Raw genomic sequence first — 14,805 nt, 5'->3', positions numbered from 1 at the left:
CTTTACGTTATTTCCAGCGTTCTGCCGCCTGATGGTCGCTATCGCGCGCATCCACCCAGCGATCGCCCTGTGCCGTCGCCTCACGTTTCCAGAACGGCGCACGGGTTTTCAGATAATCCATAATAAATTCCGCTGCGGCAAACGCGCTGCTGCGATGCGCGCTGCTGACGCCGACAAATACAATTTCCTCGCCAGGAAACAGTTCACCAATACGGTGGATCACCGAAACCTGTTGCAGCGCCCAGCGTTGACGTGCTTCGTCGACAATTTCCGTCAGCGCTTTTTCCGTCATGCCGGGGTAATGTTCCAGCGTCAAGGCCGCCACGCTGTCACCAAGATTATGATTGCGCACCTTCCCGGTGAAGGTCACCACGGCGCCATCGCTGTCATGGGCAGACAGCCAGGCATACTCCTCGGCCACGCTAAAGGCTGCGCTGCCGACGCGAATACGGGTTTCCATCATCAACCCCCGGTCACTGGCGGGAAAAAGGCCACTTCATCACCGGCGCGCAACGGATGACTCATCGGTACCAGGGTTTGATTGACCGCCGCCAGCAATTTCCCGGATTCCAGCGCCAACGCCCAACGATCATTTTTCGTCGCCAGCGCACTGCGCAGGGCCGCCACATCGGCATATTCCGGCGATAACTCCAGCGCGCTGGTGCCGGTCAGTTCACGCACCTGAGCAAAAAACAGCACCTTAATCATGGGACACCGCCTGAAAATCACCGGATTTGCCGCCGCTTTTGCTTAGCAAACGTACCTGGTCGATAACGATGTCTTTTTGCACCGCTTTGCACATGTCATAGATCGTCAGCGCCGCCACTGAAGCCGCCGTCAGGGCTTCCATCTCGACGCCGGTTTTGCCGGTCAGGCGGCAGCGTGAAGTGACGCGTACCCGGCTATGCTCGGGTTCAGCAACCAGCGTCACCTCAACTTTGCTCAGCATCAGCGGATGACACAGCGGGATCAGTTCCCAGGTGCGTTTTGCCGCCTGAATCCCCGCGATGCGGGCAGTAGCAAAGACATCACCTTTGTGATGGCTGCCATCGATGATCATTTGCAGCGTTGCCGGTTGCATCAGCACCAGCGCTTCTGCCTGGGCTTCGCGTACCGTTTCGGTTTTGCCGGAGACATCAACCATATGGGCTTCACCGGCGGCATTGATATGGGTTAACGAGGACATACTTACAACTTCTTCAAATGTGAGACAAAATTACACGGGCGAGTACGTGCATCCAGTTGATCGGCAATGATGCGTTCCCACGCGCTGCGGCAGGCATTACCGGATCCGGGTACGGCAAAAATCAGCGTCTCATTCGCCATACCCGCGACTGCACGCGACTGCAACGTGGCACTGCCGATCTCTTCGTACGAGATCATGCGGAACAGCTCGCCAAATCCCTCAATCTCCCGGTCAAACAGCGGCAGCAGCGCTTCAGGCGTGCTGTTTTTGCTGTTAAAACCGGTACCACCATTGATGATCACCACCTGGACATCTTCACTGGCTATCCAGCGCGATACCGTGGCGCGGATGCGATAACGGTTATCCGCGACAATCGCGTGATCCACCACCTGATGCCCGGCTTCGCTCAGTGCTTCACGCAGGTAATCACCAGAGGTGTCATTGGCGGCATCACGGTTGTCAGACACCGTCATCACCGCCACATTAAGGGCAACAAAGTCGCCGGAAAGTTTGCTCATGGCCATAACTCCTTTGTCAGCCACCAATGAAGGAAAGATTTTGGGTAATACCGGTGTTGCCCTGATGCAGAAAATGCGTCTGCTTTTTCTGTCCGAGGCTTAAGGCGATACGCGCCTGTAACTCATCCTGCTGTTGATCGGAAGCCAGCAGATCGCGCAACGGAATGCCCCCCTCGCCAAACAGGCACAGATGCAGGTTGCCGATCGCCGAAACACGCAGGCGATTGCAGCTGGCACAGAAATCTTTTTCATAAGGCATGATCAGACCGACTTCGCCGAGATAGTCCGGATGGCGAAACACCTGCGCCGGACCGTCGCTGCGCCCGCGCGGCTGACGTTGCCAGCCTTGCATCAGCAGTTGATCGCGGATCACCTCGCCGGAAATGTGCTGGCGACGGAACAGATCGCTGCCCTCGCCGGTTTCCATCAGCTCGATAAAACGTAACTGAATCGGACGCGTGCGGATCCACTGTAAAAAGGTATCGAGACTGTGGCTGTTGACATCACGCATCAGCACGCTGTTGACTTTGACCTTGCTGAAACCCGCCTCAAACGCGGCATCAATCCCGGCCATGACCTGATGAAATTTGTCCTGACCGGTGATGGCATGAAACTGGCGGGCATCAAGGCTATCGACGCTGACATTGATTGAGGTCAGCCCGGCAGCACGCCAGTCACGCACATCACGCGCCAGCCGATAGCCGTTGGTGGTCACCGCGATTTGGCGGATGGCAGCATTTTCCCGCACCGCAGCGATAATTTCGGTGAAATCCCGACGTAAAGAGGGCTCACCACCGGTCAGACGCACTTTTTCAGTGCCCGCGGCCGCAAAGGCACGCGTCACGCGGCGGATCTCATCCAGCGAGAGAAAACTTTTATTGCGCGTACCCTGCGGTTTGTAGCCATCGGGCAGGCAATAGGTACAACGGAAGTTACACACGTCCGTGACCGACAGGCGCAGATAATAAAAGCTGCGCGCATATGCATCAGTAAATTGTGACACCTGAACACCTTTCCAAATACGGGAGATGCAGGCATTTCTTTCTGCACCCTGGCAGCTCGGGGCTGCGGCCTGAACACCCTATCCGGAGGACTTAGGCAATCAGGCTTTGAGTGTATGTTGTCCATTCGAACAACACGGTTGCCCGAATGTTAGCGCGATTTGTTGTTCGCTTCCATCGCGGATTTTCGCTATATATATTGATACATAACGTTTTTTCACCGCATTTTCGCGACAGGATACGTTAAAATAACCGACAGATTTTGATACATATCAGTTTAACTGATGCTCAACGGGTGAGCGTCAGTGATAAGGAGCAACATGAATCGTACCCTGGCAGATTTGGATCGCGTGGTGGCGCTGGGCGGTGGACACGGCCTTGGTCGCGTGATGTCCTCGCTGGCTCCGCTCGGCTCACGCCTGACCGGTATTGTGACTACCACCGACAACGGTGGGTCTACCGGACGCATCCGCCGTTCAGAAGGCGGCATCGCCTGGGGCGATATGCGCAACTGTATCAACCAGTTGATCACGGAACCGAGTGTCGGTTCCGCCATGTTCGAATATCGTTTCACCGGCAACGGCGAACTGGCTGGCCACAATCTTGGCAACCTGATCCTGAAAGCGCTCGACCATCTCAGCGTGCGGCCACTGGAAGCGATCAATATCATTCGTAATCTGCTGAAAGTGGATGCGTTCTTGATTCCGATGTCAGAGCAGCCCGTGGATTTGGTGGCGCAGGATAGCGAAGGCAATATGGTTTACGGCGAAACCGCCGTCGATGAGATGCAACAAGCACCGCAGGAATTGATGCTACATCCGAATGTGGTGCCCACCCGCGAAGCGCTGGACGCGATTGCTGAAGCCGATTTGATTCTGATCGGTCCCGGCAGTTTTTATACCAGTCTGATGCCAATTCTGCTGATGGAAGAGATGGCGCGTGCGCTGCGTCGTACCCCCGCCACTATGGTGTTTATCGGTAATCTTGGGCGCGAACTCAGTCCGGCAGCCGCTCGCCTGACCGTCGCGGATAAGCTGGTAATTATGGAAAAAGCGATAGGCAAACGGGTGATTGATGCGGTGGTGGTCAGCCCGGCAGCGGATATTCGCGGTGTGGAAGGACGCTTAATTGTCCGTGAACCGCTGGAAGCGGCGGATATCAAATATCGCCATGACCGCCAGTTGTTACGCCTGGCGCTGGAGCATGCCATCCAGGCATTTTGAAACAAGGCGTGATAAACACGCCGCCACGACTCACCCGCGCTGAGAGTCGTAGCGGCGCGATTTATCGCGCATTAGGACGCAGCGATAAACAGCTCGCGCAGTTCGTGCAACTGATCACGCACCCGCGCCGCTTCTTCAAACTCCAGATTCTGCGCGTGTTGTTGCATCTGTCCTTCCAGCTCGTGAATTTTCTTCTGCATCGCCTGCGGGGTGAGCGCCAGATAGCTGGCTTCGGCTTCAGCGGCGCTGCGCGTGGCGGTTTTGCCCTTGCCACGGGTTTTGACCACGTTTTTGCCCAACTCCAGAATATCGGTGATTTTTTTGTTTAGTCCCTGCGGCACGATGCCGTTGGCTTCGTTATACCGCTCCTGCTTCTCACGACGTCGCTCGGTCTCCTCGATGGCGCGTGCCATTGAGTTGGTGATCTTGTCTGCGTACAGAATCGCTTTACCGTTAATGTTACGTGCGGCGCGGCCAATGGTCTGAATCAGAGAACGCTCCGAACGCAGGAAGCCCTCTTTATCGGCATCGAGAATCGCCACCAGCGACACTTCCGGCATATCCAGCCCTTCACGCAACAGGTTGATCCCCACCAACACATCAAATTCCCCCAAACGCAGGTCGCGGATGATTTCCATACGCTCCACCGTATCGATGTCTGAGTGCAGATAACGCACCTTCTCGCCGTGCTCCTCCAGATATTCGGTGAGATCTTCCGCCATGCGTTTAGTCAGGGTGGTCACCAGCACACGTTCGTTGACCTCGACGCGTTTGCGGATCTCCGACAGCAGGTCATCCACCTGGGTGGTCACCGGACGGACTTCGAGGATCGGATCGAGCAGCCCGGTCGGACGCACCACCTGATCAATCACCTCACCACCGGATTTCTCCAGCTCGTAATTACCCGGCGTTGCCGAAACATAAATGGTTTGCGGTGCCAGCGCTTCAAACTCTTCGAAGCGGAGCGGGCGGTTGTCCAGCGCCGACGGCAGGCGGAAACCATACTCCACCAGCGTCTCTTTACGTGCGCGGTCACCGCGATACATCCCGCCAATCTGCGGGATGGTCACATGGGACTCATCCACCACCAGCAGACCATCTGCCGGTAAGTAGTCGAACAGCGTCGGAGGCGGCTCGCCTGGCCCACGTCCGGACAGGTAGCGTGAATAGTTCTCGATACCCGAGCAGTAGCCGAGTTCGTTCATCATTTCGAGGTCAAACTGGGTACGCTGGGTAATGCGCTGCTCTTCCAGCAGCTTATTATTCTCCAGCAGGACCTGACGGCGCACCACCAGTTCCTTTTTGATCTCTTCCATTGATTGCAGGATGCGTTCGCGCGGCGTGACATAGTGGGTTTTCGGATAGACGGTAAAACGCGGCACCACCGAAACCACCTGACCGGTCAGCGGGTCAAACAATGACAACCGCTCCACTTCTTCATCAAACAGCTCCACACGCAGCGCAATCTCATCGGACTCCGCCGGGAAGATATCGATCACTTCACCGCGCACGCGGAAGGTGCCGCGCTGGAACACCTGATCATTACGGGTATATTGCAGCTCGGCCAGACGACGCAGAATGCTGCGCTGATCGATGATCATGCCACGCGTCAGGTGCAGCATCATTTTCAGGTAGAGATCAGGGTCACCCAGACCGTAGATGGCCGACACCGACGCCACAACGATAACGTCACGTCGCTCCAGCAACGCCTTGGTGGCAGACAGACGCATCTGCTCGATGTGCTCATTCACCGAGGCATCCTTTTCGATAAAGGTATCGGAGCTGGGCACATAGGCTTCAGGCTGATAGTAGTCGTAGTAGGAGACGAAGAACTCCACCGCGTTGTCCGGGAAGAACTCCTTCATCTCTCCGTAGAGCTGTGCCGCAAGGGTCTTGTTAGGCGCCAGCACCATAGTTGGCCGGTTGAGATCGGCGATCACATTGGCGATGGTAAAGGTTTTACCCGAACCGGTTACCCCCAACAGCGTCTGGTGTGCCAGACCGTCTTCCAGCCCCTCTTCCAGACGACGAATCGCCTCAGGCTGATCCCCTGAGGGTTTAAATTCGGAGTTGAGTTTGAAGGCTTTACTCATGGTTTTTTCGTTCCTGCAGGAGATATCGGCGGGCAGGCTGCTAATTCTACTCCGCTATGGCGAATTTGCCAGAAAAAAATACTGGATATATTTACAGATATCCTGCACGATAACAGGGAGCAGCAACGACTCGCTTCAGTGCAATTTATGCGGCATCTGGCAAAACCTTGTTGCGCAAGGTTATCCCCAGATGGGTGATGCTTTTAACATTTGTCAATAGAGCGTCATAAAATTGCAGTTGTATGACCAACAAGAAAAATCTCAGGCTTGATTTTAAATAACATATTGATTTATTTATAAATCAGTAAAAAGCCCAGTTTCTCAGCATAATGTATCCAGGCCGCGTATTTCCTCGCTTGCGCTCTGTTTTCAGTCTCTAATGCACAAGGTTATCCACAGGAATAGTGGATAACTGACGGCAGCCCCGCCGCCATCGCCTGTGCATAATTTTCTAAGCCTATTCCTGGCGTGCGAAAAAAAATTTTTTTATGTTTATTTTTCCCACAGCCCGCGTGGCATTAACTATTCTTTTTCCGTGCTGACGTCACTGAAAGCCCGAAATTCCCAGTAAATAAGGCCACTTATTCCTGAGCGATCTGCCTTATTACTGCACAGATGCACCAGAAACGTTAAGCATTCAGCACCGCTAAAGTGCAGTCGTTTTATCACCCCCAGCAATTGTTAAGCATCGCTCAACTTTAATTCCTGATTTTGCCTCGCTGCTGCTGCTTTTTTTCATGGCATCAGCAAACTGGCCTGGGAATTGCAGGTTTCTCCATAAGCATACGCATCAACTCACTGATGGTGAGAGTGGCAATGATGAATCGTGTTTGACTGTTTGCCAGACGACACAGAGCGGGAGCATTCAGGCTAATTATCTGGAAGGAGAATGTCAGATGCTAAGTTTACGTTCGGTGAATCAGTTTTACGGTCAAAACCATATCCTGTGGGATGTGGACCTCGATCTGCCCCCTGGCACCTGCACGGGCGTGCTGGGTAGTCCTGGGATGGGTAAAACCACCCTGGTCAACTGCATTATGGGACGGTTGCCGATCAATAGCGGGTCGATGACCTGGCAGGAAGATGGCTCCCCCCCTGAAGATTTATTGCTGCAACCGGCGGAGCAACGTGCGCGCATGGGTATCGGCTACGTACCGCAAGGTCGCCATATTTTCTCGCAAATGAGCGTGGAAGATAACCTGCTGATTGCGCTGATGGCGGCGCATGACGACCGCAGTCGCGCCATTCCGGAAATGGTGTTCGATTTGTTCCCGGCGCTCTATTCATTACGCCACCAGCGCAGCGGAGAACTGCCGATGGATCAGCAGCAGCAGTTGGCATTAGCGCGCGCGCTGGTGTTACAACCGAAATTGCTGATCCTTGATGAACCAACCGAAGGCATGTCGCCGTGGCTGGAGGAGGAGATGGGAAATCTGATTCGCCGCCTGAACCGCGATTACGGCCTGACCATTCTGCTGCTGGAGCAACACGTCTCCTTTATCCGCCGCGTGGCTGACTATTTTCTGCTGCTGCATCGTGGTCGCAACGTGGCGCAGGGAAAAGTGGCCCAGTTGGACGATGTCACCATCAATAAGTGGCTGACGGTAACCTGACATGAGCTGCCCGTAGCGGCGCGATTTATCGCGCAGTTTTTTCCAGCCACGCTCGGAATTGCGCGATAAATCGCGCCGCTACGCTTCAGGGCAATGTCAGATAACGGCCACAGTCATCCTGCTGCGCGTCATCCGTAAGATACGGGATTTCGCCCAGACACGGCGCATCAAGACGCTGACGCAAGGTTGCCAGATATTCCTGATGCCGCTTACCCGGCGGCTGAATGGTATTGGCGATCCAGCCTGCAAGGCGCAGGCCACTGGCATGCACGGCGGCGGCAGTCAGCATCGCATGGTTGATACAACCCAGTTTGATACCCACCACCAGGATCACCGGCAACTGCTCAGCCACCACCCAATCAGCATAGGTTTGCGTTGCCGACAACGGGGTAAACCATCCGCCCGCGCCTTCCACCAATACCCATTCTGCCTGTTGCTCCAGCTCCCGTAGCCCGGCAGACAGTCCGGCAAAATCGATTGGCCTGCCCTCTTCGGCACTGACGATATGCGGTGACGTGGGTTCAAGAAAAGCCAGCGGATTGACCTGCTCATAACGCAACGCCAGCGAGCTGTAGCGTTGCAGCGCCAGCGCATCGCTGTTGCGGATGCCTTCGGCAGTTTGCTCACAACCCGAGGCCACCGGCTTGTAACCTGCGGTGACCCATCCGGCAGCTCCTGCCGCCTGTAGCAACGCGCCACTGGCTACCGTCTTGCCGACTTCGGTGTCGGTACCTGTAATAAACCAGCGTTTCATGCCGTTAAGACTCCATACATCAGATGATAACTCAGGCGATAACCCGCCTCGTCCTGTGGCCAGCACTGCTCCAGCCGGGCCAACTGACTCCGCGTCAGTAATCCGCCCTGGCGTCCATCGTGCAGATGGGTTGCGCCAATCCCTTTCAGCGAACGCATCGCGTTGAGCGCGCTGGGAAAATGTAAGGTGATGGTTTGCAGCGTGCTGTGCAGCGCCATGCCATCGGTCGCGGCGGCGATTTGCGCCGCGCTGAGAAAACGGTTGGCGTGTTGACGTCCATCCAACTGCGCCCACGCCTGATGAACCTCATTGAGCGAACCGGCCAGCAAAGTGGAAAACAGCACGCTGCCGCCGGGGCGAGTCACGCGCAGAAATTGCTGCAAAGCAGTGCGCAGATCGCTACTCCATTGCACCGCGAGGTTGCTCCACACGCCATCAACGCAGGCATCCGGCAGCGGCAGAGCATCAATATCGCCCTGCACATAATGATGTGCCGAGTGTTGCCGGGCCGCGCTATTCAGCATGGTTGGTGACAGGTCAAGCGCAGTCAGGGTACGTCCACGGTCGCGCCAGTAACGGCTGTACCAACCGGTACCACATCCGGCATCCAGCAGGTGCGGGCCAAATCCGGCCGGTGCCAGCGCCAGCAGGGCATCACCACTCTGGCGTTGCAACTCGGCATGCTGCTCATAATGTTGCGCCGCCCGACCAAACGCCTGAGCAATCGCCTGTTTATTGATGTGCAGCGTCATACAGCGCCTCCAGCAAACGATCGATATCGTCAAAACCATGTGCGGCGGTCAGGGTGATGCGAAGGCGTGCTGTGCCCGGTGGCACCGTCGGGGGACGAATGGCGCTGACCCAGCAGCCCGCCGCCTTCAACCGCTGTGATAACGCCAGCGCAGCGCTGTTCTCACCGACCACCAACGGCTGGATGGCACTGGCCGATGGCATCAACTGCCAGGGGAGATCTGCCGCTCCAGCGCGAAAACGCGCGATATTGGCGTGCAACTGCGCACGCAATTCATCGCCCTGCTGAATTTGCTGTAACGCCGCCAGCAGCGCGCAGCACTGCGCGGGCGGCATGGCGGTCGAGTAGATCAAATGGCGGGCAAACTGTTCCACATAATCGGCGGTCGCGTCATCGCACAACAAAGCGGCACCGCTGACGCCAAAGCCTTTGCCGAAGGTGACGATCAGTAATTCTGGCTTCACCTGCTGCTGCCAGCAGCTACCACGACCTTGCTCACCGGTCACACCAATGCCATGCGCATCATCGACCAGCAGCCAGCCGTTGGCGCGTTGCGTTTCAGCAGCCAGCTGCGCCAGCGGTGCGCTGTCGCCATCCATGCTGAAGACGCCTTCGGTGACCACCAGGGTGTTCCCCTCCACCGGCGTTGCCAACAGCTTTGCCAGGCTGGCGGGCTGATTGTGGGCAAAACGGCGCAGCGTGGCCGGGCTGTGGCTGGCAGCATCCAGTAACGAGGCGTGCGCCAGCTTGTCGGCCACAATCCGATCCGGCTTTTCCGCCAGCAGATGGATCACCGCCTGATTGGCGGCGAAACCCGAGATAAACAGCAGCGCACGGCGATAACCCAGCCAGTCGGCCAGTTGTTCTTCCAGTTGCGCATGATAACGGCTGAAACCGGTCACATGTCCCGATGCACCCGCGCCAGCCCCGGCCTCAGCGGCCCCCTGTTGCCAGGCGGCAATCACTGCCGGATGCTGACTCAGGCCAAGATAATCGTTGCTGGAAAAGTGGCGATAGCGTTGCCCGGCGACGGTCAGCTCGCGCACGTTGTTGTGTTCCACGCGGATACGCTGACGCCAGCCGTCGGCGGCACGCCGCGCCGCCAGCGCCTGTTCGATGCGTTGCGACCAGCTCATTACACCGCCGCGTTGTAAAACTGCGCGGTATCGGCATGCAACAGCTGTTCACTCAACTGATATTGCTGTTCGTTATCACCGGCGGTGGTGGCGGTATGCTCCGGGTTGAGTCCCAGTTTACGGAACAGAATCAAATCCTTGTCTTCTTCCGGGTTCGGCGTGGTCAGCAGCTTGCAGCCGTAGAAAATCGAGTTTGCCCCGGCCATAAAACACATCGCCTGGGTCTGTTCGCTCATCTGCTCACGACCGGCAGAAAGGCGGACATGAGAAGACGGCATCATGATGCGGGCCACCGCGATGGTTCGGATAAAATCGAACGGCTCGACATCGTCGTTATCCGCCAGCGGCGTGCCTTTAACTTTCACCAGCATGTTGATCGGCACGCTTTCCGGCGGAGTCGGCAGGTTCGCCAGTTGCACCAGCAGACCGGCACGATCTTTTACCGTTTCGCCCAGGCCAACGATACCGCCCGAACACACCTTAATGCCCGCACCACGCACTTTGTCGAGGGTATCGAGGCGTTCCTGGTAGCTGCGCGTGGTGATGATGTTGCCGTAGAATTCCGGCGAGGTATCGAGGTTATGGTTGTAAAAATCCAGACCGGCATGCGCCAAGCGCTGCGCCTGGGTGTCGTTGAGGGTGCCGAGGGTCATACAGGTTTCCATCCCCATCGCTTTCACGCCCTGCACCATCTGCTCCAGGTAAGGCATGTCACGATCGTGCGGGTTTTTCCACGCCGCCCCCATACAGAAACGGCTCGAACCGGCAGCTTTGGCTTTGCGCGCCGATTCCAGCACCGCTTCCACCTCCATCAGACGTTCCGATTCCAGCCCGGTTTTGTAGCGCGCGCTCTGCGGGCAATATTTACAATCTTCCGGGCAGGCGCCGGTTTTGATCGACAGCAGGGTACTGACCTGCACCTGACGCGGGTCAAAATGTTGGCGATGTACCTGCTGCGCCTCAAACATTAGCTCAAGGAAAGGTTTATCGAATAGTGCCTGGGCTTGTGCCAGTGTCCAGCGATGTGCCATTGCTTCACTCCAGAAAAGGGTTCATCCTGACGATTAACGTGGTTATACTTGTAAACTATATTTTTTATTTTTGGTTTACAATACCCATGTTCACTCAGGACGATCTCAATTTCGACCGCCAGCATATCTGGCATCCCTACACCTCAATGCGTGATCCCCTGCCCTGCTACCCGGTCGTCGCGGCGCATGGCTGCCAGTTACAACTGGCGGATGGACGTGAATTAGTGGATGGCATGTCGTCATGGTGGGCGGCGATCCACGGTTATAACCATCCACGTCTTAATCAGGCTTTGCAGGACCAACTGGCGCAGATGTCGCATGTGATGTTTGGTGGCATCACCCACCCGGCAGCGGTGGCGCTGTGCCGTCAGTTGGTGGCGATGACGCCAGCCCCCCTGGAATGTGTGTTCCTCGCCGATTCGGGGTCGATCGCCGTCGAAGTGGCGATGAAAATGGCGCTGCAATACTGGTTGGGACGGGGTGAAACCCGGCAAAAATTTCTCACCCTGAAACGCGGTTATCACGGCGACACGTTCGCCGCGATGTCGGTGTGCGATCCGCAAAACTCGATGCACAGCTTGTGGCGCGGCTATCTGCCGGAACACCTGTTCGCGGCTGCACCGGAGCGAGGGTTTGATGATGCGTGGGATGAGGCTGATTTCGCCGATTTTGCCCGTCTGGCGGAGCAACATCACCGGCAGATTGCCGCAGTAATCCTGGAGCCCATTGTGCAGGGCGCAGGGGGGATGCGTTTTTATCATCCGCGTTATCTGCAACGGGTGCGTGAGCTGTGCGATCGCTACGGTTTGCTGCTAATTGCCGACGAGATCGCCACCGGCTTTGGCCGCAGCGGCAAGTTGTTCGCCTGCGAACATGCCGGGATCGTGCCGGATATTTTGTGTCTGGGCAAAGCCCTGACGGGCGGCACCATGACGCTCTCCGCCACCCTTACCACCCGCACAGTGGCCGATACCATCAGCAACAGCGCCGCCGGCTGCTTTATGCATGGCCCAACCTTTATGGGTAATCCGCTGGCGTGCGCGGTCGCGGTAGAAAGCCTGAAGATGGTGAACGAAGGTCACTGGCCGGCGCAGGTGGCACAGATTGAGCAGCAGCTACGCGCGGCATTGCTGCCGTTAGCTGACCATCCGGCCGTGGCGGATGCACGCGTTCTGGGGGCGATTGGCGTGATTGAGACTCGTCGGGCAGTGGATATGGCGGCACTGCAACAGTTCTTTGTCGAGCGCGGGGTGTGGATCCGTCCGTTTGGGCGGTTGATTTACCTGATGCCACCTTATGTGATTACGGCGGCGGAGCTGACGAAGTTGACCGACGCCGTACGCGATGCGCTGGATTTTTCGCGCCATTTTCAGAGGTGACAAATAGCGCGATAAATCGCGCCGCTACCATTCCCCCCCGTAATGCCGCGATTTATCACGCCGCTACCATTCCCCCCGTAACGGCGCGATTTATCGCGCAAGGTTTTAACGATTTATCGCGTAATGACTTAACCCAGTGAGTGAATCACCACCCACATTGGGCCTTGTCCGACGGCATAACGCGCCAGCGGCGTCAGCAGACCGCGATCGTCGCTGATTTTATAGACCTCGATATGGTGCGATTTCTGCCCGGCTGCCACCAGATATTTCCCGCTGTTGTCGATATTAAAACCACGCGGTTGCGTCTCTGTCGGCTGGAAGCCCTCGATGTTCAACAAGCCGCCATCTTCGCTGACGCTGAACACGGTAATGGTGCTGCTGGTGCGATCGCAGGCATACAGGAAACGGCCATCCGGTGTCAGATGGATATCCGCTGCCCAGCGGGTGCCGCTGAAATCCGCAGGCATCATATTCAGGCTCTGCACACGCTCCACTTCGCCGTGTGCATTGCTTAACGCCCAGACATCTACGCTGCTGTCCAGTTCGTTGACGCAATAGCTATAGTTTCCATTCGGGTGAAACGCCATATGACGCGGGCCAGCGCCTTCAACCGTGGTGACCTGGGCTTGCGCGGCGGGTGTCAGGCTGCCATCGTTGCCTAACTGGAACAAACAAATACGATCCTGCTTTAGCGCCGGCACAAACAGCGTCTGATTTTTCACATCAATATTGGCGGAGTGACAACCTTCCAGCCCGCCGATCACCTGGCTCGGAGCCTGCGGCAGACCATCGCTACCAATTGGGCTGATGCTGACACAGGCATCATTGTAAGAACCGCAGAACAGGAAGTTACCCTGGCGATCGGTAGAAATGTGCGTCGGGCTGCCCGGCAGCGGTGCCTCTCCGGCTTCGCTCAGGGTGCCATCCGCGGCAATACGGTATGCCAGCACGCGAAAATTCGGACGCACGCCAACATAGAGGAAATCTTTCTTCGGGCTGACCACCATCGGCTGCACCTGACCAGCTACATCCGTCACCTGTAATAACGTCAGCGCGCCATCTTCCTGTAACTGCCAGGCGTGGATCTGCTGGCTCTCGGGGCTGGCGGTATACACGACTTGTTTCATGCGTTCTCCTTGTTCGGCTTGCTGAAAGGGTATCACTCTAGCGCGTTTCATTTTGCCGCGCAGGAATCATTTGTGCCCTGCTTTTTGTCTCAAAGGCGTTACCCGGTGTAGACTGATTGCTTTGTAACCCAGACGGAAAGAGTAATGAGCTACCGCGTAATCGCCCTTGATCTTGACGGCACCCTGTTGACCCCGCGTAAAACCATTCTGCCTGAATCCCTTGAAGCCCTGGCCCGCGCGCAGCAGGCAGGCGTCAAAGTGCTGATTGTTACCGGTCGCCACCATTGTGCCATCCATCCTTTTTATCAGGCACTGCAACTGGATACACCCGCTATCTGCTGTAACGGCACTTATTTGTATGATTATCAGGCGAAAAAGGTGCTGGCCTCCGATCCGCTGGAAAAATCTCAGGCGGTGCGGGTGATCGAGATGCTGGATGAACAGCAGATTCACGGCCTGCTGTATGTCGATGACGCGATGCTTTACCAGGAGCCGACCGGCCATGTGACACGTACCCTTACCTGGGCGGAATCGCTGCCTGCGGCACAACGTCCGACCTTCCTCCATGTGCCGAGCCTGGTTCAGGCTGCGCACGATGCACAGTCGATCTGGAAGTTCGCCCTGTCCCATGCCGATACCCACGCGCTGCAACAGTTTGCCGAACGCACCGAAGCCGAACTGGGGCTGGCGTGTGAATGGTCATGGCACGATCAGGTGGATATCGCCCAGCGCGGCAACAGCAAAGGCAAACGCCTTGCGCAGTGGGTGGAGAGCCAGGGATTAAGCATGAAAGACGTGCTGGCGTTTGGTGATAACTACAACGACCTCAGTATGCTGGAAGAAGTCGGTCTGGGCGTGGCGATGGGCAATGCCGACGACTCCATCAAAGCACGCGCCGGCAAAGTGATTGGCACCAATCTGGAGCCGGGCATTGCCGAAGTGATTTACCAGGAAATTCTGTAAAATCCGCGCGATAAATCGCGCCGCTACGGA

Annotated in this window: 15 protein-coding genes and 1 riboswitch; of the genes, 4 read left to right on the top strand and 11 right to left on the bottom strand. The window is 56.6% G+C overall.

The window, feature by feature from the left end; genetic code table 11:
- Positions 1-7 precede the first annotated feature (7 nt).
- The 5 genes from moaE to moaA form a co-directional block, all read right to left on the bottom strand.
- On the bottom strand, positions 8-460 hold the full coding sequence (moaE, locus tag L579_RS01185) for a molybdopterin synthase catalytic subunit MoaE (RefSeq protein ID WP_021182461.1): 453 nt from the start codon (positions 458-460) through the stop codon (positions 8-10).
- Between the two features lie 2 nt (positions 461-462).
- Entirely contained in the window at positions 463-708 is a 246-nt protein-coding gene (gene moaD / locus L579_RS01180; RefSeq protein WP_021182460.1) for a molybdopterin synthase sulfur carrier subunit, read from the bottom strand.
- A complete protein-coding gene (gene moaC, locus L579_RS01175) occupies positions 701-1,186 on the bottom strand; it encodes a cyclic pyranopterin monophosphate synthase MoaC (RefSeq protein WP_021182459.1) in 486 nt (161 codons plus the stop codon). Before moaC ends, moaD begins: the two co-directional genes overlap by 8 nt.
- Before the next feature lie 2 nt (positions 1,187-1,188).
- A complete protein-coding gene (gene moaB, locus L579_RS01170) occupies positions 1,189-1,704 on the bottom strand; it encodes a molybdenum cofactor biosynthesis protein B (protein WP_021182458.1) in 516 nt (171 codons plus the stop codon).
- A gap of 16 nt (positions 1,705-1,720) precedes the next feature.
- Positions 1,721-2,707 (bottom strand): GTP 3',8-cyclase MoaA, encoded by a 987-nt coding sequence (gene moaA, locus L579_RS01165; RefSeq protein WP_021182457.1) that lies wholly within the window; start codon positions 2,705-2,707, stop codon positions 1,721-1,723.
- Positions 2,697-2,832, bottom strand: a riboswitch (molybdenum cofactor riboswitch). Its footprint overlaps the gene before it by 11 nt.
- 193 nt (positions 2,833-3,025) lie before the next feature.
- On the opposite strand from moaA, the gene yvcK reads away from it, so the two are divergent.
- Positions 3,026-3,928, top strand: coding sequence for a gluconeogenesis factor YvcK family protein (gene yvcK / locus L579_RS01160; RefSeq protein ID WP_021182456.1), 903 nt, complete (start codon positions 3,026-3,028; stop codon positions 3,926-3,928).
- Positions 3,929-3,999: 71 nt separating this feature from the next.
- Here the strand turns inward: yvcK and uvrB are convergent, their stop codons facing one another.
- A complete protein-coding gene (gene uvrB / locus L579_RS01155; protein ID WP_021182455.1) occupies positions 4,000-6,021 on the bottom strand; it encodes an excinuclease ABC subunit UvrB in 2,022 nt (673 codons plus the stop codon).
- 896 nt (positions 6,022-6,917) lie between these two features.
- On the opposite strand from uvrB, the gene L579_RS01145 reads away from it, so the two are divergent.
- Positions 6,918-7,634 carry an ABC transporter ATP-binding protein gene (locus L579_RS01145; RefSeq protein WP_013508350.1) on the top strand — a complete coding sequence of 239 codons (717 nt, stop codon included), beginning with the start codon at positions 6,918-6,920 and terminating at the stop codon, positions 7,632-7,634.
- 85 nt (positions 7,635-7,719) lie between these two features.
- Here the strand turns inward: L579_RS01145 and bioD are convergent, their stop codons facing one another.
- Genes bioD through bioB form a run of 4 tightly spaced genes read right to left on the bottom strand, consistent with a single transcriptional unit; the run spans position 7,720 to position 11,306 of the window.
- Entirely contained in the window at positions 7,720-8,388 is a 669-nt protein-coding gene (gene bioD, locus L579_RS01140; RefSeq protein WP_021182454.1) for a dethiobiotin synthase, read from the bottom strand.
- Positions 8,385-9,140, bottom strand: a complete 756-nt coding sequence (gene bioC / locus L579_RS01135) for a malonyl-ACP O-methyltransferase BioC (protein WP_021182453.1) — start codon at positions 9,138-9,140, stop codon at positions 8,385-8,387. The genes bioD and bioC overlap by 4 nt, the downstream gene beginning before the upstream one ends.
- Positions 9,121-10,275, bottom strand: coding sequence for an 8-amino-7-oxononanoate synthase (gene bioF / locus L579_RS01130; protein ID WP_021182452.1), 1,155 nt, complete (start codon positions 10,273-10,275; stop codon positions 9,121-9,123). The genes bioC and bioF overlap by 20 nt, the downstream gene beginning before the upstream one ends.
- Positions 10,275-11,306: a biotin synthase BioB gene (gene bioB, locus L579_RS01125; RefSeq protein ID WP_021182451.1), complete on the bottom strand. Its 1,032-nt coding sequence runs from the start codon at positions 11,304-11,306 to the stop codon at positions 10,275-10,277. The genes bioF and bioB overlap by 1 nt, the downstream gene beginning before the upstream one ends.
- A gap of 86 nt (positions 11,307-11,392) precedes the next feature.
- Between bioB and bioA the strand changes: the two genes are divergently transcribed.
- On the top strand, positions 11,393-12,685 hold the full coding sequence (gene bioA / locus L579_RS01120) for an adenosylmethionine--8-amino-7-oxononanoate transaminase (RefSeq protein ID WP_021182450.1): 1,293 nt from the start codon (positions 11,393-11,395) through the stop codon (positions 12,683-12,685).
- A gap of 128 nt (positions 12,686-12,813) precedes the next feature.
- On the opposite strand, the gene pgl is transcribed toward bioA, so the two are convergent.
- A complete protein-coding gene (pgl, locus tag L579_RS01115; protein ID WP_021182449.1) occupies positions 12,814-13,812 on the bottom strand; it encodes a 6-phosphogluconolactonase in 999 nt (332 codons plus the stop codon).
- A 144-nt stretch (positions 13,813-13,956) separates the two neighbouring features.
- On the opposite strand from pgl, the gene L579_RS01110 reads away from it, so the two are divergent.
- Positions 13,957-14,775 carry a pyridoxal phosphatase gene (locus L579_RS01110; RefSeq protein ID WP_021182448.1) on the top strand — a complete coding sequence of 273 codons (819 nt, stop codon included), beginning with the start codon at positions 13,957-13,959 and terminating at the stop codon, positions 14,773-14,775.
- Positions 14,776-14,805: the final 30 nt, after the last annotated feature.

It is taken from the genome of Pantoea sp. AS-PWVM4 (genome assembly GCF_000468095.1).
In the GTDB taxonomy this organism is placed as follows: domain Bacteria; phylum Pseudomonadota; class Gammaproteobacteria; order Enterobacterales; family Enterobacteriaceae; genus Pantoea; species Pantoea phytobeneficialis.
This window is presented reverse-complemented; position numbering and strand designations above follow the sequence as displayed.

Coding starts and splice junctions, on each gene's coding strand:
- moaE (WP_021182461.1), bottom strand. CDS start 460: ATGGAAACCCGTATTCGCGTCGGCAGCGCAGCCTTTAGCGTGGCCGAG.
- moaD (WP_021182460.1), bottom strand. CDS start 708: ATGATTAAGGTGCTGTTTTTTGCTCAGGTGCGTGAACTGACCGGCACC.
- moaC (WP_021182459.1), bottom strand. CDS start 1,186: ATGTCCTCGTTAACCCATATCAATGCCGCCGGTGAAGCCCATATGGTT.
- moaB (WP_021182458.1), bottom strand. CDS start 1,704: ATGAGCAAACTTTCCGGCGACTTTGTTGCCCTTAATGTGGCGGTGATG.
- yvcK (WP_021182456.1), top strand. CDS start 3,026: ATGAATCGTACCCTGGCAGATTTGGATCGCGTGGTGGCGCTGGGCGGT.
- uvrB (WP_021182455.1), bottom strand. CDS start 6,021: ATGAGTAAAGCCTTCAAACTCAACTCCGAATTTAAACCCTCAGGGGAT.
- L579_RS01145 (WP_013508350.1), top strand. CDS start 6,918: ATGCTAAGTTTACGTTCGGTGAATCAGTTTTACGGTCAAAACCATATC.
- bioD (WP_021182454.1), bottom strand. CDS start 8,388: ATGAAACGCTGGTTTATTACAGGTACCGACACCGAAGTCGGCAAGACG.
- bioC (WP_021182453.1), bottom strand. CDS start 9,140: ATGACGCTGCACATCAATAAACAGGCGATTGCTCAGGCGTTTGGTCGG.
- bioF (WP_021182452.1), bottom strand. CDS start 10,275: ATGAGCTGGTCGCAACGCATCGAACAGGCGCTGGCGGCGCGGCGTGCC.
- bioB (WP_021182451.1), bottom strand. CDS start 11,306: ATGGCACATCGCTGGACACTGGCACAAGCCCAGGCACTATTCGATAAA.
- bioA (WP_021182450.1), top strand. CDS start 11,393: ATGTTCACTCAGGACGATCTCAATTTCGACCGCCAGCATATCTGGCAT.
- pgl (WP_021182449.1), bottom strand. CDS start 13,812: ATGAAACAAGTCGTGTATACCGCCAGCCCCGAGAGCCAGCAGATCCAC.
- L579_RS01110 (WP_021182448.1), top strand. CDS start 13,957: ATGAGCTACCGCGTAATCGCCCTTGATCTTGACGGCACCCTGTTGACC.